This window comes from Caballeronia sp. J97, from assembly GCF_905220305.1.
Taxonomy (GTDB): domain Bacteria; phylum Pseudomonadota; class Gammaproteobacteria; order Burkholderiales; family Burkholderiaceae; genus Caballeronia.
On record NZ_CAJMZL010000037.1, the window covers coordinates 37318 to 60870 of the forward strand.

A 23553-nucleotide genomic window follows, 5' to 3' on the forward strand; every position below is an offset into this window, starting at 1 on the left:
ATTGCGTCGCAAGCCGGAGATTTAACCGTGCATAAGCCCTACTCTGCGAATTGCGCGCGACTCACGCGCACGCAGATGCGAATAAGCCGGCACTTCGACCAGCGAAGTACCGGCGCGATGCACACTCCCCCTCCCCTCGGCGAGCGTGCATCAATCATCGCGCGTGCATTTCACCTATCGCTCACCGCTGTCATGTGCTCTTTGCCTGCACATACTCGACTTCGCATGGCGCGGCCCTCGGAATCAACGTCACGACCACTGCGGCGATCACGGCGGGAATCGCGAACGCGTAGAAGTTCCAGTGATGATCGAGGTTCGAGCCGAGCACCCATCCGCCGATCATCGGTCCGAGAATCGAGCCGATGCGCCCGATACCTTGCGCGGCGCCGATCGCAGAGCCACGGCACGATGCCGGAAAGTATGCGCCGATATAACCGTAGCCGAGCGTCACCGAGCCGATCGAACCGAGGCCCGCGCCGAATACCGCGAGCGTGAGCCACACGTAATCCGGCTTCTGGCTCAGCACGAGCAACGAGACCGCGCCGATCAGAAAGAACGGCACGAGTACGCGCTTCGGTCCCAGCCGGTCCGCGAGCCACGATCCTGTCAGGTTCCCCAACACGGCGCCGCACTGCATCACCAGCAGAAACTGCAGCGACGAGCCGAGCGCATAACCGGACTTGCGCATCAACTGCGGCAACCACGCGTTGAGGCCATAGACGACGAGTTGCCCGCAGAAGCACACCAGCGCGAACAGAAGCAGCGCCGACCGGAATTCGGGCGATGTCAGCAGCCTGTACCCTCGCGCACCCGCAGCCGCAACGCGTGTTCGACGATGCTCCTCTTCATCGCGCGCAACTTCATCGAGATCGATTGCGTAGCGTGCCGCGAGCGTACGCGCTTCATCGGTGCGACCGCGGTCCAGCAAATAGCTCACGGATTCAGGAAGGAAGAACCACATGACCGGCAAGATCAACACATACAACGCGCCGTAGCCGTACAGCAGACGCCAGCCTTGACTTTGCAGCGTCGCGATGGCGAGCAGCGCGCATAGCACGCCGCCGACCGGATAGCCCGTGAGCGCGATCGCGCTGTAGAGCTGGCGACGGCTGCGCGGTGCGTATTCGATAGTGAGTGCCACCGACGACGGCACCACGCCGCCGAGCCCGATCCCGGTGACGAAACGCGCGATGCCGAGCGCCTGCGGCGAATGCGCGATCGCGCAGAGCAGCGAGCCGAGCGAGAACCACAACACGCCTGCCATCATGAGCTTGCGACGCCCGATGCGATCCGACAGCGGACCCGCGCCGAGCAGGCCCACCATCAGTCCGGCGAGGGTCCAGCTGCCGATCATCCCCGCGCTCGCGGGACTCAGGTTCCAGCCGGGTTCTTCCAATAAACGCGGGATGGTCGCGCCGTAGACAATGAGATCGTAGCCGTCGACCGCGATCGTCAAAAAACACAGCATGACCACGAATAGGCTGCTTCGTGTCGGGGGTGAAGAAGGGTTCACATCGTCTCCTGTCTGTTTATTTGGATGCCTGATGGCGGACGCTTCGAATGAGCCGCTTCAATATAGGCAGGCGAAATCGGCCAACCTAGTGATGGTTTTCGAATCGCCTCTTCGATATTCCCGAATTCCGCCACGGCCTGTCGATTCGAATGATTCGAATCGCCAATTCGAATCATTGCAATTGCTCGACCGGGATTGCGCGCCTAAGGTGGTTGTTCTATACGATTGCGCACGCAATCAGGAGGGGCGATGACAGTCGGCGTTCACACAGTGATGCGGCTCGCACGCGCCGCGCGGCCCGTACGATCGGCGAATGATTGCGCCACGAGCCCAAGGCCGTTGTCGAAGGGATGCACGGACATGATCCGGCCGAAGAAATCGCGAGTTCGAAGTGCGGTGCGGGCTACAGTCCGAGGCTGTGCGCTCACTCCCCGGCCGAAGCCGTGAGTTGCGCGATGAGCGCCCTCGCCGCGGGCGTCAGCGACACGCCGCGCTTCGAACCGATGCACAGTTGCCGCTTCGCCCACGGTTCGTCCAGCGCCACTATCGTCAGCGCGGCGAGTTCTTCCTTCGGCAGCATGCTCTCCGGCTGGATCGTTACGCCGAGCCCGGCCCTGACGAGACTGCGCGCCGCTTCGATGGTCGTCACCGTGTACTTCAGGCGCAGGTCTCGGCCAAGCGCGGCCGCCGCCTGGCGCAACTGGGTCATCATCGACGTAGTCGGCGAGATGCCGATCAGGTCTTCGTCGAGCAGATCGCCCGTGGTTACGCTGGCGCGCTCGCCGAGCGGATGTTTGCGTGGCACGATCGCGGCGAGCCGGTCCGTGCGGTATTCGACGATATCGAGACCCTCGTGGTGAACGTCGTTCGTCGCATAGAACATCGCGAGATCGGCCTTGCCCGACAGCACGGCGCCGACGACATTGACGTTGGCATCCTCGTGCAGATCGATATCCACGAGCGGAAAGTCGCGCCGGAAATCGGCTATCTCTCTCGCCAGAAAATGAACGATGATCGTGCTCGTCGAACTGATGCCGACCTGCCCGCGAACACCTTCGGTGAATTCGGCGATCTCCCGTCGCATGACATCGAAATTGGCGAACATGAGACGCACGTGACGCGCGAGTACTTCACCCGCCGGGCTGGGCGTCATGCCGCCCGGCATGCGCTCGAACAGCGCGATGCCCGCGACTTCCTCGAGCTCCTGGATGCGCCGCGTTGCGGCGGGCGGGGTAATGTTCTCGCGCTGAGCGGCGCGCCGCATCTGCTGCTCCTCGACGACCGAGAGAAACAGGCGCAACGTGAACAAATCGACGCGTCGGGTCAGTGTGTGGACGCTCAGTCCGGTCATGGCGGCTCCCTGAATAGTTCAGAGCCTATGCCCGCCCTAATCGGTCGTCAATCGGCATGGAGCCGGACACGTTCAGATCGCATGCCGTTCGCGCAGCGCTCCGATCTGCGCTTCGTTCATGCCTAGCCAGTCGCGTAAGACGCCCTCGCTGTGCTCGCCGAGCAGCGGCGGCAAGTTGCTTTCCGGCTCGGGCACGTCGGACATCTTGATCGGGTTGCCCGTGACGTGAATGGTGCCCCACACGGGATCGTCGAGTTGCATCAGCATGTTGCGCGCGGCGACGTGCGGGCAGGCGAAAAGATCGGGGACGTCGTTCACCGTCGAGCATGGCACGCCGCCCGCGCGAAGCAGGCCCAGGGCTTCGTCGCGGCACTTGCCGTCGAGCCATGCGTCGATATGCGCATTCAGCGCGTTCATGTTCTGCCGCCGGGATGTGCCACTTTCGAAGCAGGCCTCGCCGACGAGTTCGGGCCGGCCGATGACCTCGCAGAAGCGTTTCCAGATGTGCTCACCGATCACCGCTATGACGATATAGCCGTCCGCCACCCGATACGTGCCGAAGGGTGCGGTGACCGCGTGTACGCCCGGCGGCGCGACCTGTTTCGTCGCCGAATACATGGTGACCGAGATTTCGTTGAGGACGAGCGATGCGTCGACCATCGAGATATCGATCTTCTTGCCACGGCCGCTGCGTGCCCGATGAAGCAGCGCCAGCATGATTCCATGCAGCGCGAGATTGCCACATTGAATATCCGCGAGCGAAAAGCCGAGATAGACGGGGCGATCTCCGCTGCGTTCAGGGCGATACATGAGGCCGCTCATCGCCTGGCCGACGATATCGAATGCCGGCAAGTCGCCGTATGGGCTCGGTTGATTATCGGCGTGCCCGAAACCGGAGATGGCGGCGTAGATGAGCCGTGGATTGATGCGGCTGAGTTCCGCATAACCGAGGCCGAGGCGGTCCATCACGTTCGGCCGCAGGTTTTCCAGCACCACGTCAGCCTCGGCCGCAAGCGACTTGAACACCTGCTTGCCTTCGGGATGCTTGAGATCGAGGGTTACGCTCTTCTTGTTGCGGTTAGCGCGCAGGAACGACAAGCCGCTCGGCCTGCCGTCGACGCCGGGCTTCGTCGGGCTGGTGCTGCGTGCAAAGTCTCCGCCGTCGGGCGTTTCGATCTTGACGACTTCGGCACCGGCATCGGCGAGCCACATCGACGCGAACGGCGCGGCGATGAAGTTTTCGACGGTCAGAACGCGAATGCCCGACAGCGGACGGTCGGCTGCTGTCGCTTGCGTGGCGCGCTCGGATTGAACGGCTGCTTCCATATCTGTCTCCTTGCTTTGTCTGTGCTCTTCGACCTGTCTCGAATGCTATCCCCGGCGATCTGTAGTGACGATTGACGGTTCGTGAAAGCGGCGTTGCAAAGATACGAATGCATTCGTCGACGGACCGATTCACGGAACATCAAGCACAGGTTCGAAAAACGGCAATCGCTTTGGATGAGCCGCGCGACTAGGATTGATTTCGGGCTCGCGCGAGCCGACTTGTTAAACCATCGAAGGCGCACAGCAATGAGCAATCTGGAAGGGAAGGTGGCCGTCGTCACCGGCGGCACCGGCGGCATCGGCAAGGGCGTCGCGTTGCAGCTCGCGGCGGCCGGAGCCACCGTGGTGATCAGCGGGCGCAGCGTTGCAAAAGCCGACGCTGTCCTCGCGGAATTGCGGCAAAGCGGCGCCACCGCCGATTTCATCGCAGGCGACGTGCGATCAAAAGCCGATATGACAGCACTCGCTGAAGAGACCGCGCGCAGATATGGCGGCATCGACATCGTCGTTGCGAATGCGGGCGGCAACGACGACGAGGCCCGCTCGCCGCAAGTGCGCGGTCCATTCGCCGAAATCGATCTGGCGCGCGTGGCAGCCGTCGTCGCTGAGAATACGAGCGCGAAGCTGTTACCGGTTCAGGCGGCACTGCCCTTCATGCGCCCTCGCGGAGGAGGCAGCGTCATCTTCCTGACCTCCGAAGGCGGCCGCGTGCCGACACCGGGGCAAACCGCCGTGTCGACATTCGCGGGGGGACTGATCCGCGCAAGCAAGGTGATTGCCAGAGAACTCGCTCGCGACCGGATACGCGTCAACTGCGTTTGCGTCACGGTCGTGCGCGACAGTCCCTCCTGGGAGGCCGTGTTCGGTGAGGCAAGCAAGGTATCGGAACATCACCGCAAACAATACGAAAAGATCGTCGCCGGTTGTCCGCTCGGCGTCGCGGCGCCGACAGATATCGGTCGCGTGGTGGCGTTTCTCGCTTCCGACGAATCGGCTTATCTCACGGGCGCAACGCTCAGTCCGACCGGCGGCCTCACCATTCATTGATCCGCTCGCAAGAGCGTGAAACCATCCGCGAAGACGGATGTGACGAACTGGAGACTTCAGTGCGCGGCATGATTTTTCAAGGCGATTGCAGGGTCGAAGTCGGTGACTTCGACGATCCCGTTCCCGGCACGGGAGAGGCCATCATCGAAATGAAGGCTTCAGGAATGTGCGGCACAGACTTGCATTACTACCGGGATGGGATGAAGCATTCGCTCGCCATGCTCGGACTTGCGGATCGCGCCGAGTCCGACAGGGTTATCGGCGGACATGAACCCTGCGGTGTCATAGCGGCTGTCGGACCGGACGTCGACCGGAGGTCATTCAAGGTCGGCGATCGTGTGATGGTTTTTCACTACGCAGGCTGTAGCTGCTGCGATCACTGCAGAACCGGCTGGACTCAGCTCTGCGAGCACGGTGCACGTATTTATGGCGTATCGAGCCACGGTGGGCACGCGGATTTCATGAAGGTGCCCGTCTCGTCGCTGGTGCATTTGACTGCGGACGTCTCGTTCAAAGGCGGCGCCGCCGTAGCCTGCGGCACCGGTACGGCATATGGTGCCCTCTTGCGCCTGAATATCAGCGCACGCGATTCGCTCGCAGTCTACGGCCTGGGTCCTGTAGGACTCTCGACGGCGCAGCTCGCGGCCGCAATGGGCGTCGAGGTGTTCGGTATCGACATCAACCCGCAACGCGTCGAACGCTCGAAGGGGTTCGGCGTCGCGCACGCGATCGATGCAAGCAGGGTGGACCCGGTCGATGAAATTCTCAAGCTCACTGGTGGTAAGGGTGTCTCGTGCGCCGTGGAGTGCGCGGGCGTCGAATCAGCGAGGAGTCAGGCGGTGCGCAGCACGCAGGTTTGGGGGCGTATTGCTCTCGTCGCCGTGGGCGGAAATGTCACCCTCGACGTCATGAAAGATCTCATCGGCAAGCAAAGGATGCTGGTGGGATCCTTCACCTTTTCCGAAATTGCCATGCGGGAGTGTGCTCGCTTTATCGCGCATCACGGCGTGGAAGTGGATCGGCTTTTCACCCACGAGTGGAAGCTCGAGCAAGCGAGTGAAGCCTACGCAAACTTCAACAATCAGACGGGTGGCAAAGGCGTCTTCCTATTCTGACGAAAGAGGTATCAATGTCAGCAAGAACAATTCAACTGAAGCATCCGCGGCGCCTTTTCATCGGCGGTGAATGGGTTGCACCGTCGACCGAAGAAACGTTCGAAGTGCTCGACTGCTCGACGGAGGAAGTGGTTGCAACGGTGGCCAAGGCTTCGTCAGCGGATATGCAGCGCGCCGTGGCCGCGGCTCGTGAGGCCTTCGACACGGGACCATGGCCGCGCCTGAGTCCGCAGGAACGCGCGGCGTATCTCGAACGGTTCGCGCAGCGTCTTGAAGAGCGCAACGATGATTTCGCGCGCGTATGGTCGACCGAAACAGGCATCGTGTACAAAGTCGCTCAGCCGCGTATCGGCTTGTTCATCAGCGGCGCGTTCCGTCAGTATGCGGCAATGGCATCGACGTTCGCGTTCGAGGAGGAACATCGCGCGGTCACGGGAAACCAGGCATACCGCGTATTCGAACCCGTCGGCGTCGTCGCTGAAATCATCCCCTGGAACGGCCCTGCCGGACTGATGGCCTACAAGACAGCACCCGCCCTGCTCGCGGGTTGCACGGTTGTCATCAAGTCACCTCTGGAAGCACCATGCTCTGCCTATATGTTCGCGGAGATTTGCGAGGAAATCGGCCTTCCCCCCGGCGTGATCAACGTCGTAACGGCGGATCGCGACGTTTCCGAAGAACTCGTTCGTCATCACGGCGTCGACAAGATCACGTTCACCGGCTCGACTGCCGCCGGGCGGAGGATCGCGTCCATTGCCGGCGATCGCGTGGCGCGTGTCACGCTCGAGCTTGGCGGCAAATCGCCCGCAATCGTCCTCGACGATTACGATATCGAGACCGCTGCCCGGACGCTGGGAGAGTCGTATTTCGGCTATAACACCGGGCAGATCTGTCACAGCCTTACCCGTGTGATCGTGCCGCGCGACAAACACGACTTGATGGTCCAGGCGCTGTCCGACGTCGCGGGAAAAATCGTGCTGGGCGACCCGTTCGAGGTAGAAACGACGTCGGGCCCGCTCGCAAGCGCTCGCCAGCGCGATACGGTCGAGCGATTTGTCGCCAAGGGCGTAGCAGAAGGCGCCTTGCTTGCGACGGGAGGCAGAAGACCGCCGCATATCAAACGTGGATTCTTCTTCGAACCGACCGTGTTCGGCAACGTCGACAATCGGTCGGCGATAGCTCAGGAAGAAATCTTCGGCCCGGTGCTCAGCGTTATTCCGGTCAACGACGAAGCAGACGCAATCCGTGTCGCCAATGACACGCCATTTGGTCTTAACGCGGCCGTCTTCACCAACGATCGAGAGCGAGCGATGCGAGCGGCCAGGCAACTCCGATCCGGCACGGTCGGACATAACGGTCCCCGCACCGATTTTTCAATCGGCTTCGGGGGCTTCAAACAGTCTGGAATCGGGCGAGAGGGCGGCATCGAGGGCTTGATGGCTTTCATGGAATCCAAGACGATCGTGTTGGCCTGACGCCTGCAAGGTGAACGTAGCTATGTCCATCGAGGTAAGTCATATGAAGACCGTTAGCATCAAAACACCGTACTGGGATATTGCGGCCGACGTTCATTTTCCTCCGGGCTTCAACGAAGCCGGGAAGTATCCTGCAATCATCAGTGCTCACCCGATCGGTAGCTGCAAGGAGCAGACGTCCGGCAACGTCTACGGTGAGGCGTTGGCCAAGGAAGGTTTCGTCGTCGTCGCTTTCGACGCCAGCTTCCAGGGTGCAAGTGGAGGCGTGCCCCGCTTCATTGAAGATCCGACGCTGCGCGTGGAGGATTTCCGCCATGTCGCGGACTATCTGGTGACGCTACCCTATGTCGACGAAGATCGCATCGGCGTGCTCGGCATCTGCGGCGGTGGCGGCTACGCGATCAACGCGGCGATGACCGAGCGTCGCATCAAGGCAGTGGGAACCGTTACAGGCGCCAACTATGGCAGACTTATGCGTGAGGGATTCAGCGGCTACGATCCCATCGGTGCGCTGGAAGCAATGGCGAAGCAGCGCACGGCCGAAGCACGCGGTACTTCATTGCGCGTCGATGATCTTCTCCCGCCGTCCCCCGAGGAGGCGAAGAAACGCGGAATCACGGAGACTGACGTAACGGGCGCGACCGAGTACTATCGCACGCCTCGCGGACAGAAACCGAACGGTCTAAATCGTTCGTTGTTCTCGCACCAGGCCGCAGCGGTCGGCTGGGACGCGTTCCACCTGGCGGAAGTACTGCTTACACAGCCGCTGATGGTCGTGGTCGGGGACAAGGTGGGTGCCTTTGGGGCGTATCGAGACGGCTGCGAAATTATTGGCCGTGCAGCGTCGAAGAAAAAGGAGCTTGTCGTCGTCGAAGGTTGGTCGCATTACGATCTGTACGACAAACCGGAGCCGGTCGCCCAGGCTCTTGCCAAACTGATCCCGTTTTATAAAGAGTACGTGTGAGGGTCCTTGCTGTCCGGGTTCAGCGTACGCCAGGTAGCCCGGACAGCATGGCGATGCTTTAGTGGAGCGAATAAATACGCTTCTCGGAGGTCAGCTCCTTTGCGCAACGCCCCCCCGCCAGAATGAAACGACTGTGATAGATGGTCTCATGCGACACGTGGTGATTGTCGTTGCCCAGCCGGACGTGTTTGAGCCACCCAGCAACCTGCTGCGGCGACCTTTGCAATCGGAGCCTGTTGGCCACGATATGAGCCAACACGAAGCGAAGGGATTGCGTTCTCATGCCAACATTGCACCATTCGGAACGTGGTCCGGTCATTCGGTCGTTATCTGTCAGCGCCGCCGATCAGGGGAACACGGTCGAGCCCTTCACCTCCCTAGCCACCCTATCGTGCAATGTGCGGCCATCAGTCTGGCTCGATCAGCCCTCTATTTAGATAACTCCCATAATTTTAATGCCTGTCTTTTCGCCGGCTACTTGACTGAGGCGAACGCGTCGTGCCGTCCGCTTCAGGGTCCCAACCTCCTCTGCTTTGGAGCAACGACGAAGAACGCCGCCTCGATCTCGATTCGTTAGAGACGTAATAATTCATCGTTGTCACGGCAACGGTCGAGGACTGAGCGACCTCTCACTTTGACCGTGGTTTTCGCTCGCAATGCAGGACCCTTCGCCCGCTTCTGCGCGTGCTATCTGTCAAGCAATGCTCGTTGAGCCCAGGCGAGCACCTCGCTATGCTCGGCGAACTGACGATTACCAGCGGCTTCTAGACTCTCGCCGTCAGCCAGGGCTAAGGCGATGCGTAGCCGAGCGAGGTTGTATTGGCGCGTGTATCTATCGAAATCAATGACTCGGCTGTCCGGCCATATCCAAGCACCGGCAGTATCCAAAACCAATCTGCCGCTGGTTGCGAGTTCCTGACGCCGGAACTCTTCCAGCTTTACGCGGACAAGTTCGAACGCAACATCGAAGTCATTCCGCGACGGCACGAGAGCGATGATCAAATCGTCTTGGTGGGCCCATCGTACGACGTCGTGTTGCCAATGCACTGGGTGGCGGAGCTTGCGCTCGCTGCGAATCAGTACCATATCAGAACCGGTTTGAAAAATATCTTGCCAGCATACTCTGGACCGAAAATCCGGGCCACTCAGCGAGCGGAGCGGCGCATGTCGACCGGCGGAACAGGTGGGCCCCGTTCTGTCCGACACAATTTTGGGAGGCCGTCGATCAGGCGCGTCGTCTAGTCTGGCTGCTCCGGCAGAAGCCGACCCATTGGCGACGTTCGCGTTGTCAGCAGTCCAAGGGCAGATAACGGAGCAGTTGGGGCATTCATGCGATGACCTCTGCACGGCTCGGGGCCGATGTGGTTCGCTATTCCTTCATCGCAATGGACTTGCACCACCTACGCCTCGCCGGTCTCCCGGCGCACTCAGAATTTGTAACGTATGGCAAGGCGCACCGCAGCTTGCTTGTCCGTACTGGACGGACTGGCGGTCACGCCTGTGAAACAGAGCGGCCGGCAATATCTGGCTGCATTTTAAGAAGCAAATGCGCAGGATACCCGTTGCCGTCCACTAGCTCGAATTATCCGCCAAAGTGTAATTCACGATCTACTTTCGAATTCTGCCAGGCACCGGATTGACCCCACGGCAGCTTCTTCGCATCCACTTCGGCAGCTCCGATGGTGGGAGGCTTCGATATCGTAGGCTGGGGAAATCAGTCTGCTGACCACTGGGGTTCGCGCTTTTCAAGAAACGCATTGACGCCTTCGCACTGATTTTGATGTTGAAAAAGTTCAACGAACCGCTCGCGTTCGAGCGCCAGGGCTGCGTGGCGGGGAACACCTTGTCGTGCAAGATGAATCAACGACTTGCTGACAGCTACCGCTTGGGGGCTCAACTTAGTTACGCGTAACGCCATCTGAAGCGCGGCCCCTACCGCGGCACCTTTCTCGACCACTTCCTCGACCAGTCCAATCCGCCGGGCGGTATCGGCATCCACCTGTTCGGCTGTAAGAATCATCCGCTTGGCCCAACCCTCGCCGATGAGCCATGGAAGCGTTTGCGTTCCGCAACCTGACGGCAAAAGGCCGACCGCTGCTTCGGGCAATGCCACCCGGGCTTGCTTCTCAATGACACGAATGTCGGCAGACAATGCGCATTCGAGACCGCCACCCATCGCGTATCCGTTGATGGCGGCGATGACCACAACTCTCGAGTTTTGAATGGCTTCAAAAGCGGCTCCGAATTTGGCAGCAGCATGCCGCGCCACCTCTCGGTCGCCCGATGCGAACGTGTTCAAGTCAGCACCGGCGCTGAAGAACTTCCGTCCGTGTCCGGTGATTACGACTGCCCGAATCCGCTTGTTTTCGTCAATTTGGCGGAAGGTTTCGCGAAGCGTCTCAAGACCCTCTGGGGTGAATGCGTTCGCTGGCGGCCGGTTAAGGGTGAGCAATACCACCGTTCCGCCGTGCTGTTCTGAAACATCAATCATGGGTTTTCGTCAGTTGGATCAGTCGGAGACTTTCGCGTAGCGAGGGCGTCCGTGAGGTTGCTGCCTTGTCTTCACGGGCCGTCCATCAGGGGGCACCCACTATTGAGAAATGGCCCGTCCGATGACCAAACGTTGAATGTCGTTCGCACCTTCGTAAATCTGGCAGACACGTACATCACGGTAGATTCGCTCGACCGGAAAATCGGAAATATAGCCACAGCCACCGTGAACTTGGATGGCATCCGAGCACACTTTCTCGGCCATTTCGGACGCGAACATCTTTGCCATGGAGGCCTCGGTCAGGCACGGTTTGCCGGCATCCTTGAGCGTTGCCGCGCGCCACACCATCAGACGGGCTGCGTCCAGTTGTGTGGCCATGTCGGCCAGACGGAAGTTGACCGCCTGATGCTCCACCAGCAGTTTTCCGAAAGTCTCGCGTTCCTTCGCGTACCGCACTGCGGCTTCGAACGCAGCTCGCGCCATTCCAACCGATTGCGCAGCAATCCCGATGCGGCCGGCCTCGAGGTTTGAGAGCGCAATCTTGTAACCGTCGCCTTCCTTCCCCATCATGGCTGAGGCGGGAATGCGGCAGTTCTCGAAGATAATTTGAGCGGTGTCGGACGCGTGTTGGCCCCTCTTGTCTTCGAGTCGGGCGACGATGTAACCCGGCGTTCTCGTCGGTACAAGGAAGCAGGAAATGCCTTTCTTGCCCGCAGCCTTATCAGTCACGGCAAAGACAAGCGCCACATCTGCATATTTGCCGGTGGTGATGAACTGCTTCACTCCGTTCAGAATCCATTCGTCACCGTCTCGTCGAGCGGTTGCTTTGAGAGCCGATGCGTCCGAGCCCGTGTGCGGCTCGGTCAAACAGAAGCAGCCAAGCTTTTGCCCTTTCGCCAAAGGCTTCAGCCACTCTTCCTTCTGAGAATCAGATCCGTACTTCGACGTGATTCCACAAACGAGGGAATTCTGGACGCTTACGATGGTGGACGTTGCGCCATCGCCCGCAGCAATTTCTTCGATTGCGAGCACCAGGCTCATGTAGTCCATCCCGGCGCCGCCCCATTTTTCCTCTACCACCATTCCGAGAGCACCCAGTTCGCCGAGTTCTCGCAATGCGTCGGCGGGAAAGATATGGCTTTTGTCCCACTCCGCAGCATGCGGAGCAAGCCGTTCTGATGCGAAGGTCCGGATGGAGTCACGAACCATCTCGTGTTCTTGCGTGAGAATCATGTTCGGCTCCGCGTCAGACCATTTCGATTGCGACCGCGGTGGCTTCGCCGCCGCCGATACACAGGCTGGCGATGCCGCGCTTGCCACCGGTTTTGCGCAGGGCACCGAGCAACGTAACGAGGATTCGCGCTCCAGACGCTCCAATCGGGTGCCCCAGTGCACACGCTCCCCCATGGATGTTGACCTTCGTCGGGTCCAGCGCGAGCTCCTTCGTGCAGGCCATCACTACGACTGCGAATGCTTCGTTGATTTCCCACAAGTCAACATCATCGGCCGCCCAGTTTGTCTTGGCAAGCAGGCGTCGAATCGCGCCAATCGGCGCAGTGGTGAACCAGCGCGGCTCATCGGCAAAAGTCGCGTGTCCGGAAACCACTGCAATCGGCTTCGCGCCCAGACGCTCTGCCGTGGACTGCCGCATCATGACGAGCGCCGCTGCACCGTCGGAAATGGAGCTACTGTTCGCCGCGGTCACCGTGCCGTCTTTTCGGAAGGCGGGCTTGAGCGTCGGCACTTTGTCAGATCGCGCTTTCGAAGGTTGCTCGTCCTTCGAAATCTGAACGTCGCCGCCCTTGACCGCGACCGAGATTGGCGCCACCTCCCAATCGAAAGCACCCGACTGGATGGCTGCTTGAGCCTTTGTGGTCGAACCAATGGCGAAGGCATCTTGGTCGCCGCGGGTGAGATTAAAACGTTCCGCACAATCCTCAGCAAACGTGCCCATCAGGCGACCACGGTCGAAGTACGCATCTTCGAGACCGTCGAAGAACATATGGTCAATAATCTGACCGTGTCCCATCCGAAGTCCAGCTCTCGCCTTCGGCAGAAGGAAAGGCGCGTTGCTCATTGACTCCATCCCGCCAGCGACCACGACATCTGCGCTACCGGCGCGAAGGGTGTCGTATGCGTTCATCACCGCTTTCATGCCGGAACCGCACACTTTGCTGACTGTCGACGTATGGACCGACAGAGGCAGGCCTGCTTCGATGGCCGCCTGGCGGGCAGGCGCCTGACCCAAACCAGCCGGCAGAACGCAGCCCAGTACGATTTCGTCGATGGCGTCTGCGGCAATGCCACTGCGCTCAATGGCGGCTTTCACAGCGTGGCCGCCAACTTGCGGCGCTGTCACCGAGGCCAGCTCACCCTGGAAGCCGCCCATCGGAGTGCGGGCGGCAGATACGATGACAATGGGGTCGTTACTCATGAGGGTCTCTCTCCCTTGGCTATGTTTATCGGGCGGCCATTCGAATGGCTCCGTCGAGCCGGATAACTTCGCCGTTCAGGTAGGTATTCGTCAGAATGTGTTCCGCCAGCAGCGCGAATTCTTCGGGCTTGCCCAAGCGCGACGGGAAGGGAACCATCTTGCCGAGCGACTCTTGGACCTCAGGCGGCATGCCGAGAAGCATTGGCGTTTCCATAATTCCGGGGGCAACGGTCATCACTCGGATACCGAAGCGCGACAGCTCACGGGCGATAGGAAGGGTCATGGCCACAACGGCACCTTTCGATGCAGCATAGGCAGCTTGACCGACCTGCCCATCGAACGCTGCGACCGACGCAGTGTTGATGATGACTCCCCGCTCACCCGTCGCATCCGGCTCGTTTTTCGACATCGCTTCCGCGCAAAGCCGCATCGCGTTGAATGCGCCGATGAGGTTGATGCTGACCGTCTGAGAAAAGGAGGCCAGACGGTGAGGGCCTTCACGACCAATCACCTTTTCAGCAGGCGCCACGCCCGCGCAGCTAATCAGCCCGCGGAGCGGGCCAATCTGGCTTGCCAGACCGACTGCTTCAGCCACGCTCCCTTCGCTAGTCACGTCGGTACGAACGAATCGGGCGCGCTCGCCGAGCGATTTAGCCGTGTCTTCTCCCGCCTTCTCGTTGACGTCGGCGAGGACGACGTAAGCGCCGCGCTCGACCAATTTTCGAGCAGTAGCGGCGCCAAGGCCAGAGCCACCACCGGTCACGATGATTACGCTGTTTTCAATGAGCATTAAAGTCTCCTATCTCACGCTCGGCAGAGGCCGTTCGACAACTGAGTTCTGAAACTACGACGCTTCTGCTGGACTGCGCGGTAGTTGTTCTCCTTGATAACGCCAAACCCACGAATCGACATCGCGAGCGTCACCAACTCGACTGCGGTCTTCTGATTGGCTTCCGAGAGGTTCGCAAGAACCAACTGCACGTCATCTTCAAACTCGCGAATAAGCGCGCGTTCCATCTGGCGGTCACTCTGGCGAGCGAACGGGTCCAGAACACTGCCTCTCAGCACCTTGCCGTGCTTCATCACGCTCAGCATCGGCTTGAGCCACCATCCACGCAGGGCAACCTTTTTGCGACGACCGGATTCCTTGTCGTAGCTCGAGATGACGGGCGGGGCCATGTGGAACGTGAACTTGCCCGTCCCTTCGAAGTTCTCCGCGAGTTGCTTTTGGAAGCTGCCGTCAGTGTGCAGGCGGGCGACTTCGTATTCGTCCTTGTATGCAAGCACCTTGAAGTAGCTTCGGGCTACGGCTTCTGTCAGCGGTCCCGCCGAGCCGCTCACGCGGCTTTCCTGTTCCTTCACCCGGTCGACGAGTGCCTTGTACCGGCGTGCGTACGCAATGTTCTGATACGCAGTCAAATCGTCCATGCGAGCGTGCGCGAACTTCTCGACTTCGAAGAGTTGTTCCGTCGACGAAAGGCTTCCGGTCAGGCAGTCCACGTTCTTTGCGTCTTGCGCAATCAGGCGGCCCCAGAGGAACGCGCGCTTATTCATCGCCACCGCGGCGCCGTTCAATTCGATGGCGCGCACGATAGCGGCTTCCGACAGAGGAATCAAACCGCGCTGGAACGCGAACCCAACCATCATCATGTTTGAGGCGATGGAATCGCCGAAGATGGTCTCAGCCGCGGTGTTGCAGTTCCAGAAGGAAGACGACGCGTCACCCACCGATGCCTCGATTGCCTTGCGATAGGCCGCCTCGCTCAACGCCAAGTCGCCGTTCTTCACGAAGTCGGCGGTCGGTGTGATGTGAGTGTTCACAACTGCATGGGTCGAGTTGTACACAAGCCGCGACAGCGCATCTTTCGAGGCCGCGACGACGGCGTCGCACGCAAGGAGGACGTTCGCGCTTTGCGTCTCGATACGTGAGGTAGCAATCTCCGCACGACTGCTCGCAATCTGGACGTGACTGAGCACAGCGCCGTTCTTCTGCGCCAACCCAGTGAAGTCGAGCGTGGACGCTCCGCGACCTTCCAGGTGAGCGGCCATGGCAAGAATCGCGCCGATGGTCACCACACCCGTACCCCCGATGCCCGTGACGACAATGCGCGCATGGCGCTTGATTTCAGCGAGCACAGGCGACGGCTGCAAAAGCTTCGCCTGAAGCACCTTCTCCACGGCCTCAATCTTCTTCTGGTCCGGCTTGCGAGGCTGAAGTCCTTTGACCGTCACAAAGCTGGGGCAGAAGCCCTTAACGCAGGTCGTATCCTTATTGCAAGTCGACTGATTGACCGCGCGCTTGCGGCCAACATCGGTGTCCAGCGGTTCAATTGCGATGCAGTTCGATTGCACGGAGCAATCGCCGCAGCCCTCGCAAACGGAAGAATTGATGACCACACGTGCCGGCGGTGTCGGCATGCTCCCACGCTTACGGCGCCGGCGTTTCTCCGCTGCGCACGTTTGCTCATAGACGATAACGGAAACACCTTTCTGCTCGCGCAAAGTCCGCTGCAGCGCATCCAGTTGGTCGCGGTGCACCACCTTTGCCGTACCCGGCACGGAGTTCGAGTCGTACTTGCTCGTGTCGTCGGTAACGATAGTGACGCTGGAAACACCTTCGCCTTGAACCTGTTCGACGACACGACGCACCGTCAGTCCGCCCTCGGTCGGTTGACCGCCCGTCATCGCGACCGCGTCATTGAAGAGAATCTTGTAGGTGACGTTCGCTTTGGCCGCCACGGCTTGCCGGATGGCGAGGCTGCCAGAATGTTGATACGTTCCGTCGCCAAGATTCACGAACATATGTGGCATCTCGGTGAAGGTCGACATGCCGACCCACTGAATGCCTTCGCCGCCCATCTGGCAGAACGTGGCCGTCGAATCGACGGTTCCCAAAGCCATGATATGGCAGCCGATACCCGCGGCGGCGAATGAGCCATCCGGGAGCTTCGTCGACGAGTTGTGAGGACATCCCGCGCAGAAGAAAGGCTTGCGGGTCAGGATGTCCGCTTCGCCACTGGTGAGGATAGGAATCGACTTCCTCGTGGGGCGAGCGGCAACCGAAGCAGGCGCGGCTTCAATCGTTACATTAGTGAACGACAGGAACTTCTTGATGCTCTCGGCTATTTGACCGGGAGAGACCTCCATCGTCGGCGGCACGAGAACACTGCCGTCGCCAAGCGTCTTGCCGTACACATCGGGCCGGTCGGACGCTTTCAGATTAAAAAGTGCCTCCTTGATTTGACGTTCAACAAACGAGCGCTTTTCTTCGACAACCATGACCGCCGACATGCCACGCGCGAACTTCTGGATTCCAGCGCTCTCGAGCGGCCAAGTCATGCCGATTTTGTAGACGCCGATGCCCAGGCGCTCAAGCTCATCTGCGTCGAGCCCGAGCTTGTTCAGAGCCGAGATAACATCGCCATGCGCTTTGCCCACCGTGATAATTCCGACCCGAGCATTGGTGGGTCGAACAACGGTTCGGTCAAATGGATTGGCGCGCGCGAACGCGAGCGCGGCGGGGAGTCGCTCTTCGATGACGCGTCGTTCGAGCTCGCTGCGTTCGGATGGCCAGCGCAGTTTCGCGTCGTAGTTGAATCCACGACCGTCTGGAATCTCGATGTCCGAAGGCGTGAAAAAGCCAGAGCTCGCTACGTCGCTCGGGCCAACTACCATTGAGCGTCCACTTTCGACGGTTTCAGTAATCGCCTTATAGGCCACCCAGAGACCAGAGAAACGGGACATCGCATAGCCCGCCAGGCCGAAGCTCACGTACTCTTCGACTGACGAAGGGAAGATGATTGGCATCATCGCACCTTCGAAAATATGGTCCGTCTGATGCGGAAACATCGAAGACTGTGCGGCGTGGTCGTCGCCAGCGATTGCCAGCACCCCACCACGCGGTGACGTGCCAAGAATGTTCGCATTTCTGAAGACGTCGCCCGTACGGTCAACACCCGGACCCTTCCCGTACCACATCGAGAAAACGCCATCCACTCGCTTTCCAGGAAACGCATCGATTTGCTGTGCGCCCCAGAGCATCGTTGCGCCAAGGTCTTCGTTGAGGCCGGGTTCGAAACGGATGTCCGCTTCTTTCAAGAGCTTGCGCTGGCGCCAGAGCTCCTGGTCGAGCCCGCCGAGAGGCGAGCCGCGATAGCCTGAGACGAGACCGGCAGAGTTGACGCCCGAGCGTTTGTCGCACCGTGCCTGCTCGAAGAGGATTCGCACGAGGGCCTGCGTGCCAGTCAAAAATACAGGACCTTTCTCACGAAGGTAGCGGTCCTCTAACCGGTAATCGCCATCGATGGCGCGCTCAACATCGGGCTCTCGCATGTTCATTGGGGTGTCTCCGAATATGTTCTGCGTACCACTTGATTCTAGGTATTTGGGTGAGGCGAAGTGTGCTAACCTGACCTTCAAATACCCCGAAAATTAGCAATCTTTCCCACGCGTATCTGCTGCTTAAAGGATGCTGGTCAATGAAGCTCGACCGTGTTGATGTTCGAATCCTCCAAGCCCTCCAGGACGATGCTCACATCAAAGCAGCGGACCTCGCTGAGTCACTCGGCATGTCGCTGTCTCCGTTCTATCGGCGCATTCGAATACTCGAAGAAAGCGGCATTATCAGCAGGCATGTGACGTTGCTAGACCAAGACAAGGCGGGGTTTCCTGTCAGCGCATACGTTTCGGTTGCTGTAGACAAGAAGAGCGCTCCCTTGCTCAAGAGCTTTGAGCAGGAGATAGCGAATTTTGAGGAGGTGATGGAGTGCTACCTTATGACCGGCGCGTTTGACTACATGCTGCGAGTCGTTGCTCCCGACATAGCCGGCCTCGAACGATTTGTCATGGAGAAGCTCGCAAAAATCGCTGGCGTGCGGGACATCAACACGTCAATTGCGCTGCGTCGAGTTCACTACAAAACGACGCTCCCTGTGCGAACTCGGGATGAGTCATAGAAAAGTCGACCAGGCTCGGACTCGTTAGCTTGGTCGACTGGTTCAAGCGCCGTCCTGGTGTAATGACTTCGATGTCTTCCGAGTGCCAGACGACACTCGCACGCATGCTGCTCGAATGGCAGCATCAAAATCGAGATGGGTCGCAACGTGCTTGTGGTCCACGCTCACAAGCCATCCCTGGCTCGACCTGCACCATCTGATGCGACCTTCATCGTAAAGCGCACAAAACCATCGCCATAGTGATGCGTCATCCGCGTTGGCCTGTCGCGCGGCTTCGCTGCGAACAGAATCTTGACCGAGCATCACGGCGCTTGCTTCTAAATACTCACATCACCCTTATCCAATCGTGCCTGCAATTCCGGCACCAGCGCGAAGAGGTCGCCAACAAGACCATAGTCTGCGACCCCAAAAATCGGCGCTTCCGGGTCTTTGTTAATTGCGACAATGACCTTCGAGTCTTTCATCCCTGCAAGATGTTGAATGGCACCGGAGATTCCGACGGCGATATAGAGTTCAGGGGCAACAATCTTCCCCGTCTGCCCCACCTGATAGTCATTCGGAACGAACCCCGCATCAACGGCTGCGCGCGATGCCCCGAGTGCTGCACCGAGCGTGTTCGCGAGCGGTTCAAGTATCTCTGTGTATTTCTCTCCGCTCCCAAGTCCGCGGCCGCCCGACACGATAATTTCCGCACTGGTCAACTCAGGTCGTTCCAGCTTAGTTACGGCTCGGCTGACAAGTTGCGAAAGCCCAGTATCCGGGACGGCAGCAAGGACCTCGATGGGCGCGCTGCCACCTTCGGCCTGCACTGCAGGAAACGCCGTGGCGCGAACCGTGATGACCTTCACGGTGTCAGACGACTGAACGGTTGCGACGGCGTTGCCCGCGTAAATCGGTCGTTCGAAGGTATCCGCACTTACTATACCGATGATGTCGCTAATCTGCCCGACATCTAATTTCGCCGCCACGCGAGGGGACACGTTCTTTCCGGACGCGGTAGCTGGGGCGAAGATGTGCGAGTAGCCGTTCGCGATGGCCAAGATTGTTGCCTCGACATTCTCTGCAAGCTGGCCTTCGAGATGAGGTGCGTCCGCCAGCAACACCTTAGACACCAGAGGAATCGAAGCTGCCTGCTCGGCCGCTGCCCGAGCGTTGGCCCCCGCGATAAGAATGTGAATATCACCACCAATTCTCTCTGCGGCGGCAATGGTATTAAGCGTAGCCGCCTTAATGCTTGCGTTGTCGTGTTCTGCGATTACTAGGTTCATCACCGTCTCCGTTACGCTCGTCACAGCACTTTTGCTTCGTTCGTCAGCTTCTCGACCAGAGTCTTCACATCGGGTACAAGCGTCCCTGCGGCCCGCGACGGAGGCTCGGCGACCCTCAGCGTTTGCAGTCGAGGGGTAATCTCGATACCGAGCGCCGCTGGCGACAGCGTCTCCAACGGCTTCTTTTTCGCCTTCATGATGTTCGGCAACGTCACATATCGTGGCTCATTCAGCCGCAAATCTGTGGTCACCACCGCCGGAAGCGTCAGAGATAGCGTTTCAGCGCCCCCATCGATTTCGCGTTCCACCATCGCTTTACCATCCACGACCGACATTTGCGAGGCGAAGGTGGCCTGCGGCATCTGAGCGAGCGCGGCCAACATCTGCCCTGTTTGGTTGGAGTCGTCGTCGATGGCCTGCTTTCCGAGGAGAATGAGCGTCGGCTGCTCCTTCTCGACAAGTGCTCTCAGAAGCTTTGCGACGTCCAGCGGTTGCAACTCTGCATTCGATTCGATGAGTATCGCCCGGTCGGCGCCGATTGCCAGCGCAGTACGGAGCGTCTCCTGACATTGGGTCGTCCCAGCCGAAACAGCGATGATTTCAGTGGCGACCCCTGCTTCTTTCAGTCGAACGGCTTCCTCGACAGCAATCTCATCGAACGGGTTCATTGACATCTTGACGTTCGAAATGTCCACCCCCGTACCGTCAGACCTGACCCGCACCTTCACGTTGTAGTCCACAACACGTTTGACTGCGACGAGAACCTTCATCTAAATCTCCTGGAATTGCGTGTAACCTACCGCCGCCTCCGGCGGCATTGCTTTGTCAGAACTTATGTCGAATACCAAGTCGGAGGGCGACTTGATGATTGCTCGCAGATGCCGTCTGCCCCATGATGTTGGCAATAGCAGGGCGCCCTAGCGAGTCGGTTCCGCTTGCATGCTGGTAGACCAGAATCATGTAAGTGTCGGTCCGCTTTGAGAGAAAATAGTCAAGCCCGGTCGAACCTTGCTGATAAATCGCATGACCAAGGCCGCCAGCACCTGAGTTTTTCGTGAACACGTAAGCAGCTCCCGCAAGGAGTGCCGGTGTGATTTGATACTTGAAGTTTCCCTCGGCGGTATTGAAGACTGCAGAGCCTGTATAGCCCAGCGGATTCGGTCCGGACGTGGCGGTGTTTCCGAGTCCACGGTACTGAACGTTGGAGTAGACAGCCCCCAAGGTCGCCGCGCCGATTTTGTAGGAAGCACCTGCGGCGATAATTTGCGCCGTATTGGCAGAAGCGTATCCGGCCTGGATGGTATTTACCTCCGGTGCGGTCGCGCTGCCGGCAGAGCCGAAATTGTTGCTCGCTACAGTTGTCCCGTTATTCGGATTTGTACCGAAGAATGAGAAGTTCGGATTGCGTGCGTTCAAGTACGCAGCGGCGATACCGAATGGGCCATTCGAATAATTGAAGCCTGCGGACCAGAGTTGGTTGCGTCCGACGCTTCCGGGGACACCTCCGAGACTGTAGAGACCGCCGAACGTGAGGCCGCGAAAGTCGGTACTGGAATACTTGACAGCGTTGTTGATTCGACGCGTGTTGACGAGGTTGTCGATGTCACCCGGATGCGCACCAATGTAGCCACCCCACTGCGCTGCAGCGGAATAGAGCTGGACAAAGCTGACCACCGAATCATATTGGCGACCGAGCGTGACTGCGCCCAGACTCTTACTGTTCAGCCCGACATATGCCTGTCGACCAAACAGCGCGCCACCTTGGGCTAACGTCCCGTTATTGATGCTGAAGCCACCTTCGAGCTGGAATATCGCAGTCAAACCCGCACCAAGGTCCTCCTCACCGCGAAGTCCCCAACGGCTGCCACCGAGCCCACCAGTCGCGCCATCTTGCAGGGAATATTGCGAATGGCCAACAGGTCCGCTTGCTGGCCGCGCCGTCTGCGCACTACTGAGATAGTTGAATCCCTCATCGATAAGGCCAAAAAGCGTGACTTTGCTTTGTGCGAAGCTCGATGAAGCGAAAAGCGCTGCAGCCGCAGCAGCTAACGGCATGGAAACAGATTTCTTCACGTCGTCTCCTAATTGACTATATTTTTAGTTGTACTACTGACACGAATGGCGGAACCCGATAATTTTGTCGGTAGCTCGTCTCTTCTTTCTCTACCGAAGGTAGCGTCAGATTTGATTCTTGTGCGTGATGTTCCCGCTGTATCGCTTGACAAAAAATCCGGCGATGAGCGCAATTGCCGCGCATGTGACGGCATACATCGCGGGAGCAGTTAGTGAACCCGTCCATTTGAGCAGCTGGGTGACAATCAGCGGCGTCATTCCGGTAAAAAATGCGGTCGCAAGGTTCAATGAAAGCGCCACGCCGCTGAAACGAATTTGCGTCGGGAACAAGTCAGCGAGGAGATAGCCATACGTGCCGTTCACAAAGCCGCCGACCATTCCAAGCACGATGAACATAGTGAGAAGCGAGATGTTGTGAGAAATCAATCCCTCATATAGTGGAATGCTGCCCAGAAGAATCAGACCTGCGCCCACCCTGTGAATCAACCTTGCCGGCACCGCATCACTCAGCCACGCGAAAAAGAACAAGGAGACGGCCATGGCGGCGATGCCCGCGTTTTGGGCGACACTGAGGCTGTCGGCGCTGTAGTGAAGCACGCGTGAAAAGTAGGATGGCAGGACCACGAACAAGAGGCTATTCGAGCCGTTCACAATCGCCGCGACACCGATGGCAACCGCGATTTGCGCCGGATGGGAACGCAGAAGCTGTCTGAAGGGGCGCTTGGCGACATGGCTTCGCATCTTCTGGAATTCCTGCGACTCCTCCAGCGAAGTCCGAACCCAGTAGGACGCGATTCCAATCACGCCGCCGAGACCGAACGCGATTCTCCAGCCGTACGCGTCGACATCTGCGGCGGGCATTACCGAATGAATGATGAGGCTGACGATTGTCGCAACCAATATGCCTGCGATTGCGCAAAAGATGACCACGCCTGTGACGAAGCCGCCTCGTTTCGGAACCTCTTCGACCACATAGGTGATTGCGCACGGCAATTCGCCGGCCAGGAAGAAGCCCTGCGAGAATCTGAAGATAATGAGCAGGATTGGTGCTGCAATTCCGATAGAGGCGTAGCCGGGAGTCAGCCCGACCGCAATCGTAGAAATCGACATCGCGAAGACCGAAACCAGAAGGACGCCTCGCCTACCGAATCGGTCACCGAGACTACTCAGCACAATGCCCCCAAGCGGCCGAGAAGCGTATCCGACAGCGAACACGCCGAACGCACTAATGAGAGAGATGAGAGGATCGTTACTCGGAAAAAACTGGCGGGAGATTTCCGCTGCAAAGACGCCGTAGATGATGAAATCGTACATCTCTAACGAACCACCGAGGCTCGCCAGAATGACCGTCTTCCAACTACGCCTGCTTTGGGTCTCGCTAGCCTTTGTTACTGCGGGAGCTGCTGACGTCATTATCGTCTCCATTTCGGTTGCGTCCACGCTCTCTAGAAGGCATGGTGGCGTGTTAAGCAGTTGGGACTTCGGAGTTCGTCGCATTTGCGACAGACACCCGACCATCGAGAGTCCATCGCATTTAAGCC

The 23553-nt window shown here is 59.1% G+C and carries 18 protein-coding genes; 5 read left to right on the forward strand and 13 right to left on the reverse strand.

Annotated elements, in window-relative coordinates:
- Positions 1 to 190: 190 nt before the first annotated feature.
- From U4Y90_RS31325 to U4Y90_RS31335, 3 genes are all read right to left on the reverse strand, one after another.
- Positions 191 to 1468 (reverse strand): MFS transporter, encoded by a 1278-nt coding sequence (locus U4Y90_RS31325; RefSeq protein WP_244206816.1) that lies wholly within the window; start codon positions 1466 to 1468, stop codon positions 191 to 193.
- Positions 1469 to 1937: 469 nt separating this feature from the next.
- Complete coding sequence (locus tag U4Y90_RS31330) at positions 1938 to 2864, reverse strand: LysR family transcriptional regulator (RefSeq protein WP_061178340.1); 927 nt, start codon at positions 2862 to 2864, stop codon at positions 1938 to 1940.
- Between the two features lie 72 nt (positions 2865 to 2936).
- Positions 2937 to 4190 carry a CoA transferase gene (locus tag U4Y90_RS31335; RefSeq protein WP_321800538.1) on the reverse strand — a complete coding sequence of 418 codons (1254 nt, stop codon included), beginning with the start codon at positions 4188 to 4190 and terminating at the stop codon, positions 2937 to 2939.
- Between the two features lie 81 nt (positions 4191 to 4271).
- Here U4Y90_RS31335 and U4Y90_RS31340 point away from each other — a divergent pair, with 81 nt between their 5' ends.
- The 4 genes from U4Y90_RS31340 (at position 4272) to U4Y90_RS31355 (ending at position 8791) form a co-directional block, all read left to right on the forward strand.
- The gene (locus U4Y90_RS31340; RefSeq protein ID WP_321800540.1) at positions 4272 to 5237 is read left to right on the forward strand and encodes an SDR family NAD(P)-dependent oxidoreductase; all 966 of its coding nucleotides are present in this window, start codon (positions 4272 to 4274) and stop codon (positions 5235 to 5237) included.
- Between the two features lie 68 nt (positions 5238 to 5305).
- Entirely contained in the window at positions 5306 to 6352 is a 1047-nt protein-coding gene (locus U4Y90_RS31345) for a zinc-binding dehydrogenase (RefSeq protein ID WP_321800572.1), read from the forward strand.
- A gap of 14 nt (positions 6353 to 6366) precedes the next feature.
- Positions 6367 to 7827 (forward strand): aldehyde dehydrogenase, encoded by a 1461-nt coding sequence (locus tag U4Y90_RS31350; RefSeq protein WP_321800541.1) that lies wholly within the window; start codon positions 6367 to 6369, stop codon positions 7825 to 7827.
- Positions 7828 to 7870: 43 nt separating this feature from the next.
- Entirely contained in the window at positions 7871 to 8791 is a 921-nt protein-coding gene (locus U4Y90_RS31355) for an alpha/beta hydrolase (RefSeq protein WP_321800573.1), read from the forward strand.
- Positions 8792 to 9478: 687 nt separating this feature from the next.
- On the opposite strand, the gene U4Y90_RS31365 is transcribed toward U4Y90_RS31355, so the two are convergent.
- The 6 genes from U4Y90_RS31365 to U4Y90_RS31390 all read right to left on the reverse strand — a co-directional run bounded on the left by U4Y90_RS31365 (position 9479) and on the right by U4Y90_RS31390 (position 18054).
- Positions 9479 to 9793: a hypothetical protein gene (locus tag U4Y90_RS31365; protein WP_321800542.1), complete on the reverse strand. Its 315-nt coding sequence runs from the start codon at positions 9791 to 9793 to the stop codon at positions 9479 to 9481.
- Positions 9794 to 10505: 712 nt separating this feature from the next.
- Positions 10506 to 11282, reverse strand: coding sequence for an enoyl-CoA hydratase (locus U4Y90_RS31370; protein ID WP_321800543.1), 777 nt, complete (start codon positions 11280 to 11282; stop codon positions 10506 to 10508).
- Positions 11283 to 11381: 99 nt separating this feature from the next.
- Complete coding sequence (locus U4Y90_RS31375) at positions 11382 to 12515, reverse strand: acyl-CoA dehydrogenase family protein (RefSeq protein WP_321800545.1); 1134 nt, start codon at positions 12513 to 12515, stop codon at positions 11382 to 11384.
- A 13-nt stretch (positions 12516 to 12528) separates the two neighbouring features.
- Positions 12529 to 13716, reverse strand: a complete 1188-nt coding sequence (locus tag U4Y90_RS31380) for an acetyl-CoA C-acyltransferase (protein WP_321800547.1) — start codon at positions 13714 to 13716, stop codon at positions 12529 to 12531.
- A 25-nt stretch (positions 13717 to 13741) separates the two neighbouring features.
- Positions 13742 to 14506 (reverse strand): 3-hydroxyacyl-CoA dehydrogenase, encoded by a 765-nt coding sequence (locus tag U4Y90_RS31385; RefSeq protein WP_321800549.1) that lies wholly within the window; start codon positions 14504 to 14506, stop codon positions 13742 to 13744.
- Positions 14507 to 14520: 14 nt separating this feature from the next.
- Positions 14521 to 18054, reverse strand: coding sequence for an indolepyruvate ferredoxin oxidoreductase family protein (locus tag U4Y90_RS31390; protein WP_321800551.1), 3534 nt, complete (start codon positions 18052 to 18054; stop codon positions 14521 to 14523).
- A gap of 140 nt (positions 18055 to 18194) precedes the next feature.
- On the opposite strand from U4Y90_RS31390, the gene U4Y90_RS31395 reads away from it, so the two are divergent.
- Complete coding sequence (locus U4Y90_RS31395; protein WP_321800553.1) at positions 18195 to 18671, forward strand: Lrp/AsnC family transcriptional regulator; 477 nt, start codon at positions 18195 to 18197, stop codon at positions 18669 to 18671.
- Between the two features lie 317 nt (positions 18672 to 18988).
- Here the strand turns inward: U4Y90_RS31395 and U4Y90_RS31400 are convergent, their stop codons facing one another.
- The 4 genes from U4Y90_RS31400 to U4Y90_RS31415 form a co-directional block, all read right to left on the reverse strand.
- Positions 18989 to 19939 carry an electron transfer flavoprotein subunit alpha/FixB family protein gene (locus U4Y90_RS31400; protein WP_415749434.1) on the reverse strand — a complete coding sequence of 317 codons (951 nt, stop codon included), beginning with the start codon at positions 19937 to 19939 and terminating at the stop codon, positions 18989 to 18991.
- A gap of 20 nt (positions 19940 to 19959) precedes the next feature.
- Entirely contained in the window at positions 19960 to 20709 is a 750-nt protein-coding gene (locus U4Y90_RS31405) for an electron transfer flavoprotein subunit beta/FixA family protein (protein ID WP_321800557.1), read from the reverse strand.
- A gap of 55 nt (positions 20710 to 20764) precedes the next feature.
- Positions 20765 to 22012, reverse strand: a complete 1248-nt coding sequence (locus U4Y90_RS31410; RefSeq protein WP_321800558.1) for a porin — start codon at positions 22010 to 22012, stop codon at positions 20765 to 20767.
- 105 nt (positions 22013 to 22117) lie between these two features.
- Positions 22118 to 23425 (reverse strand): MFS transporter, encoded by a 1308-nt coding sequence (locus tag U4Y90_RS31415; protein ID WP_321800560.1) that lies wholly within the window; start codon positions 23423 to 23425, stop codon positions 22118 to 22120.
- Positions 23426 to 23553 lie beyond the last annotated feature (128 nt).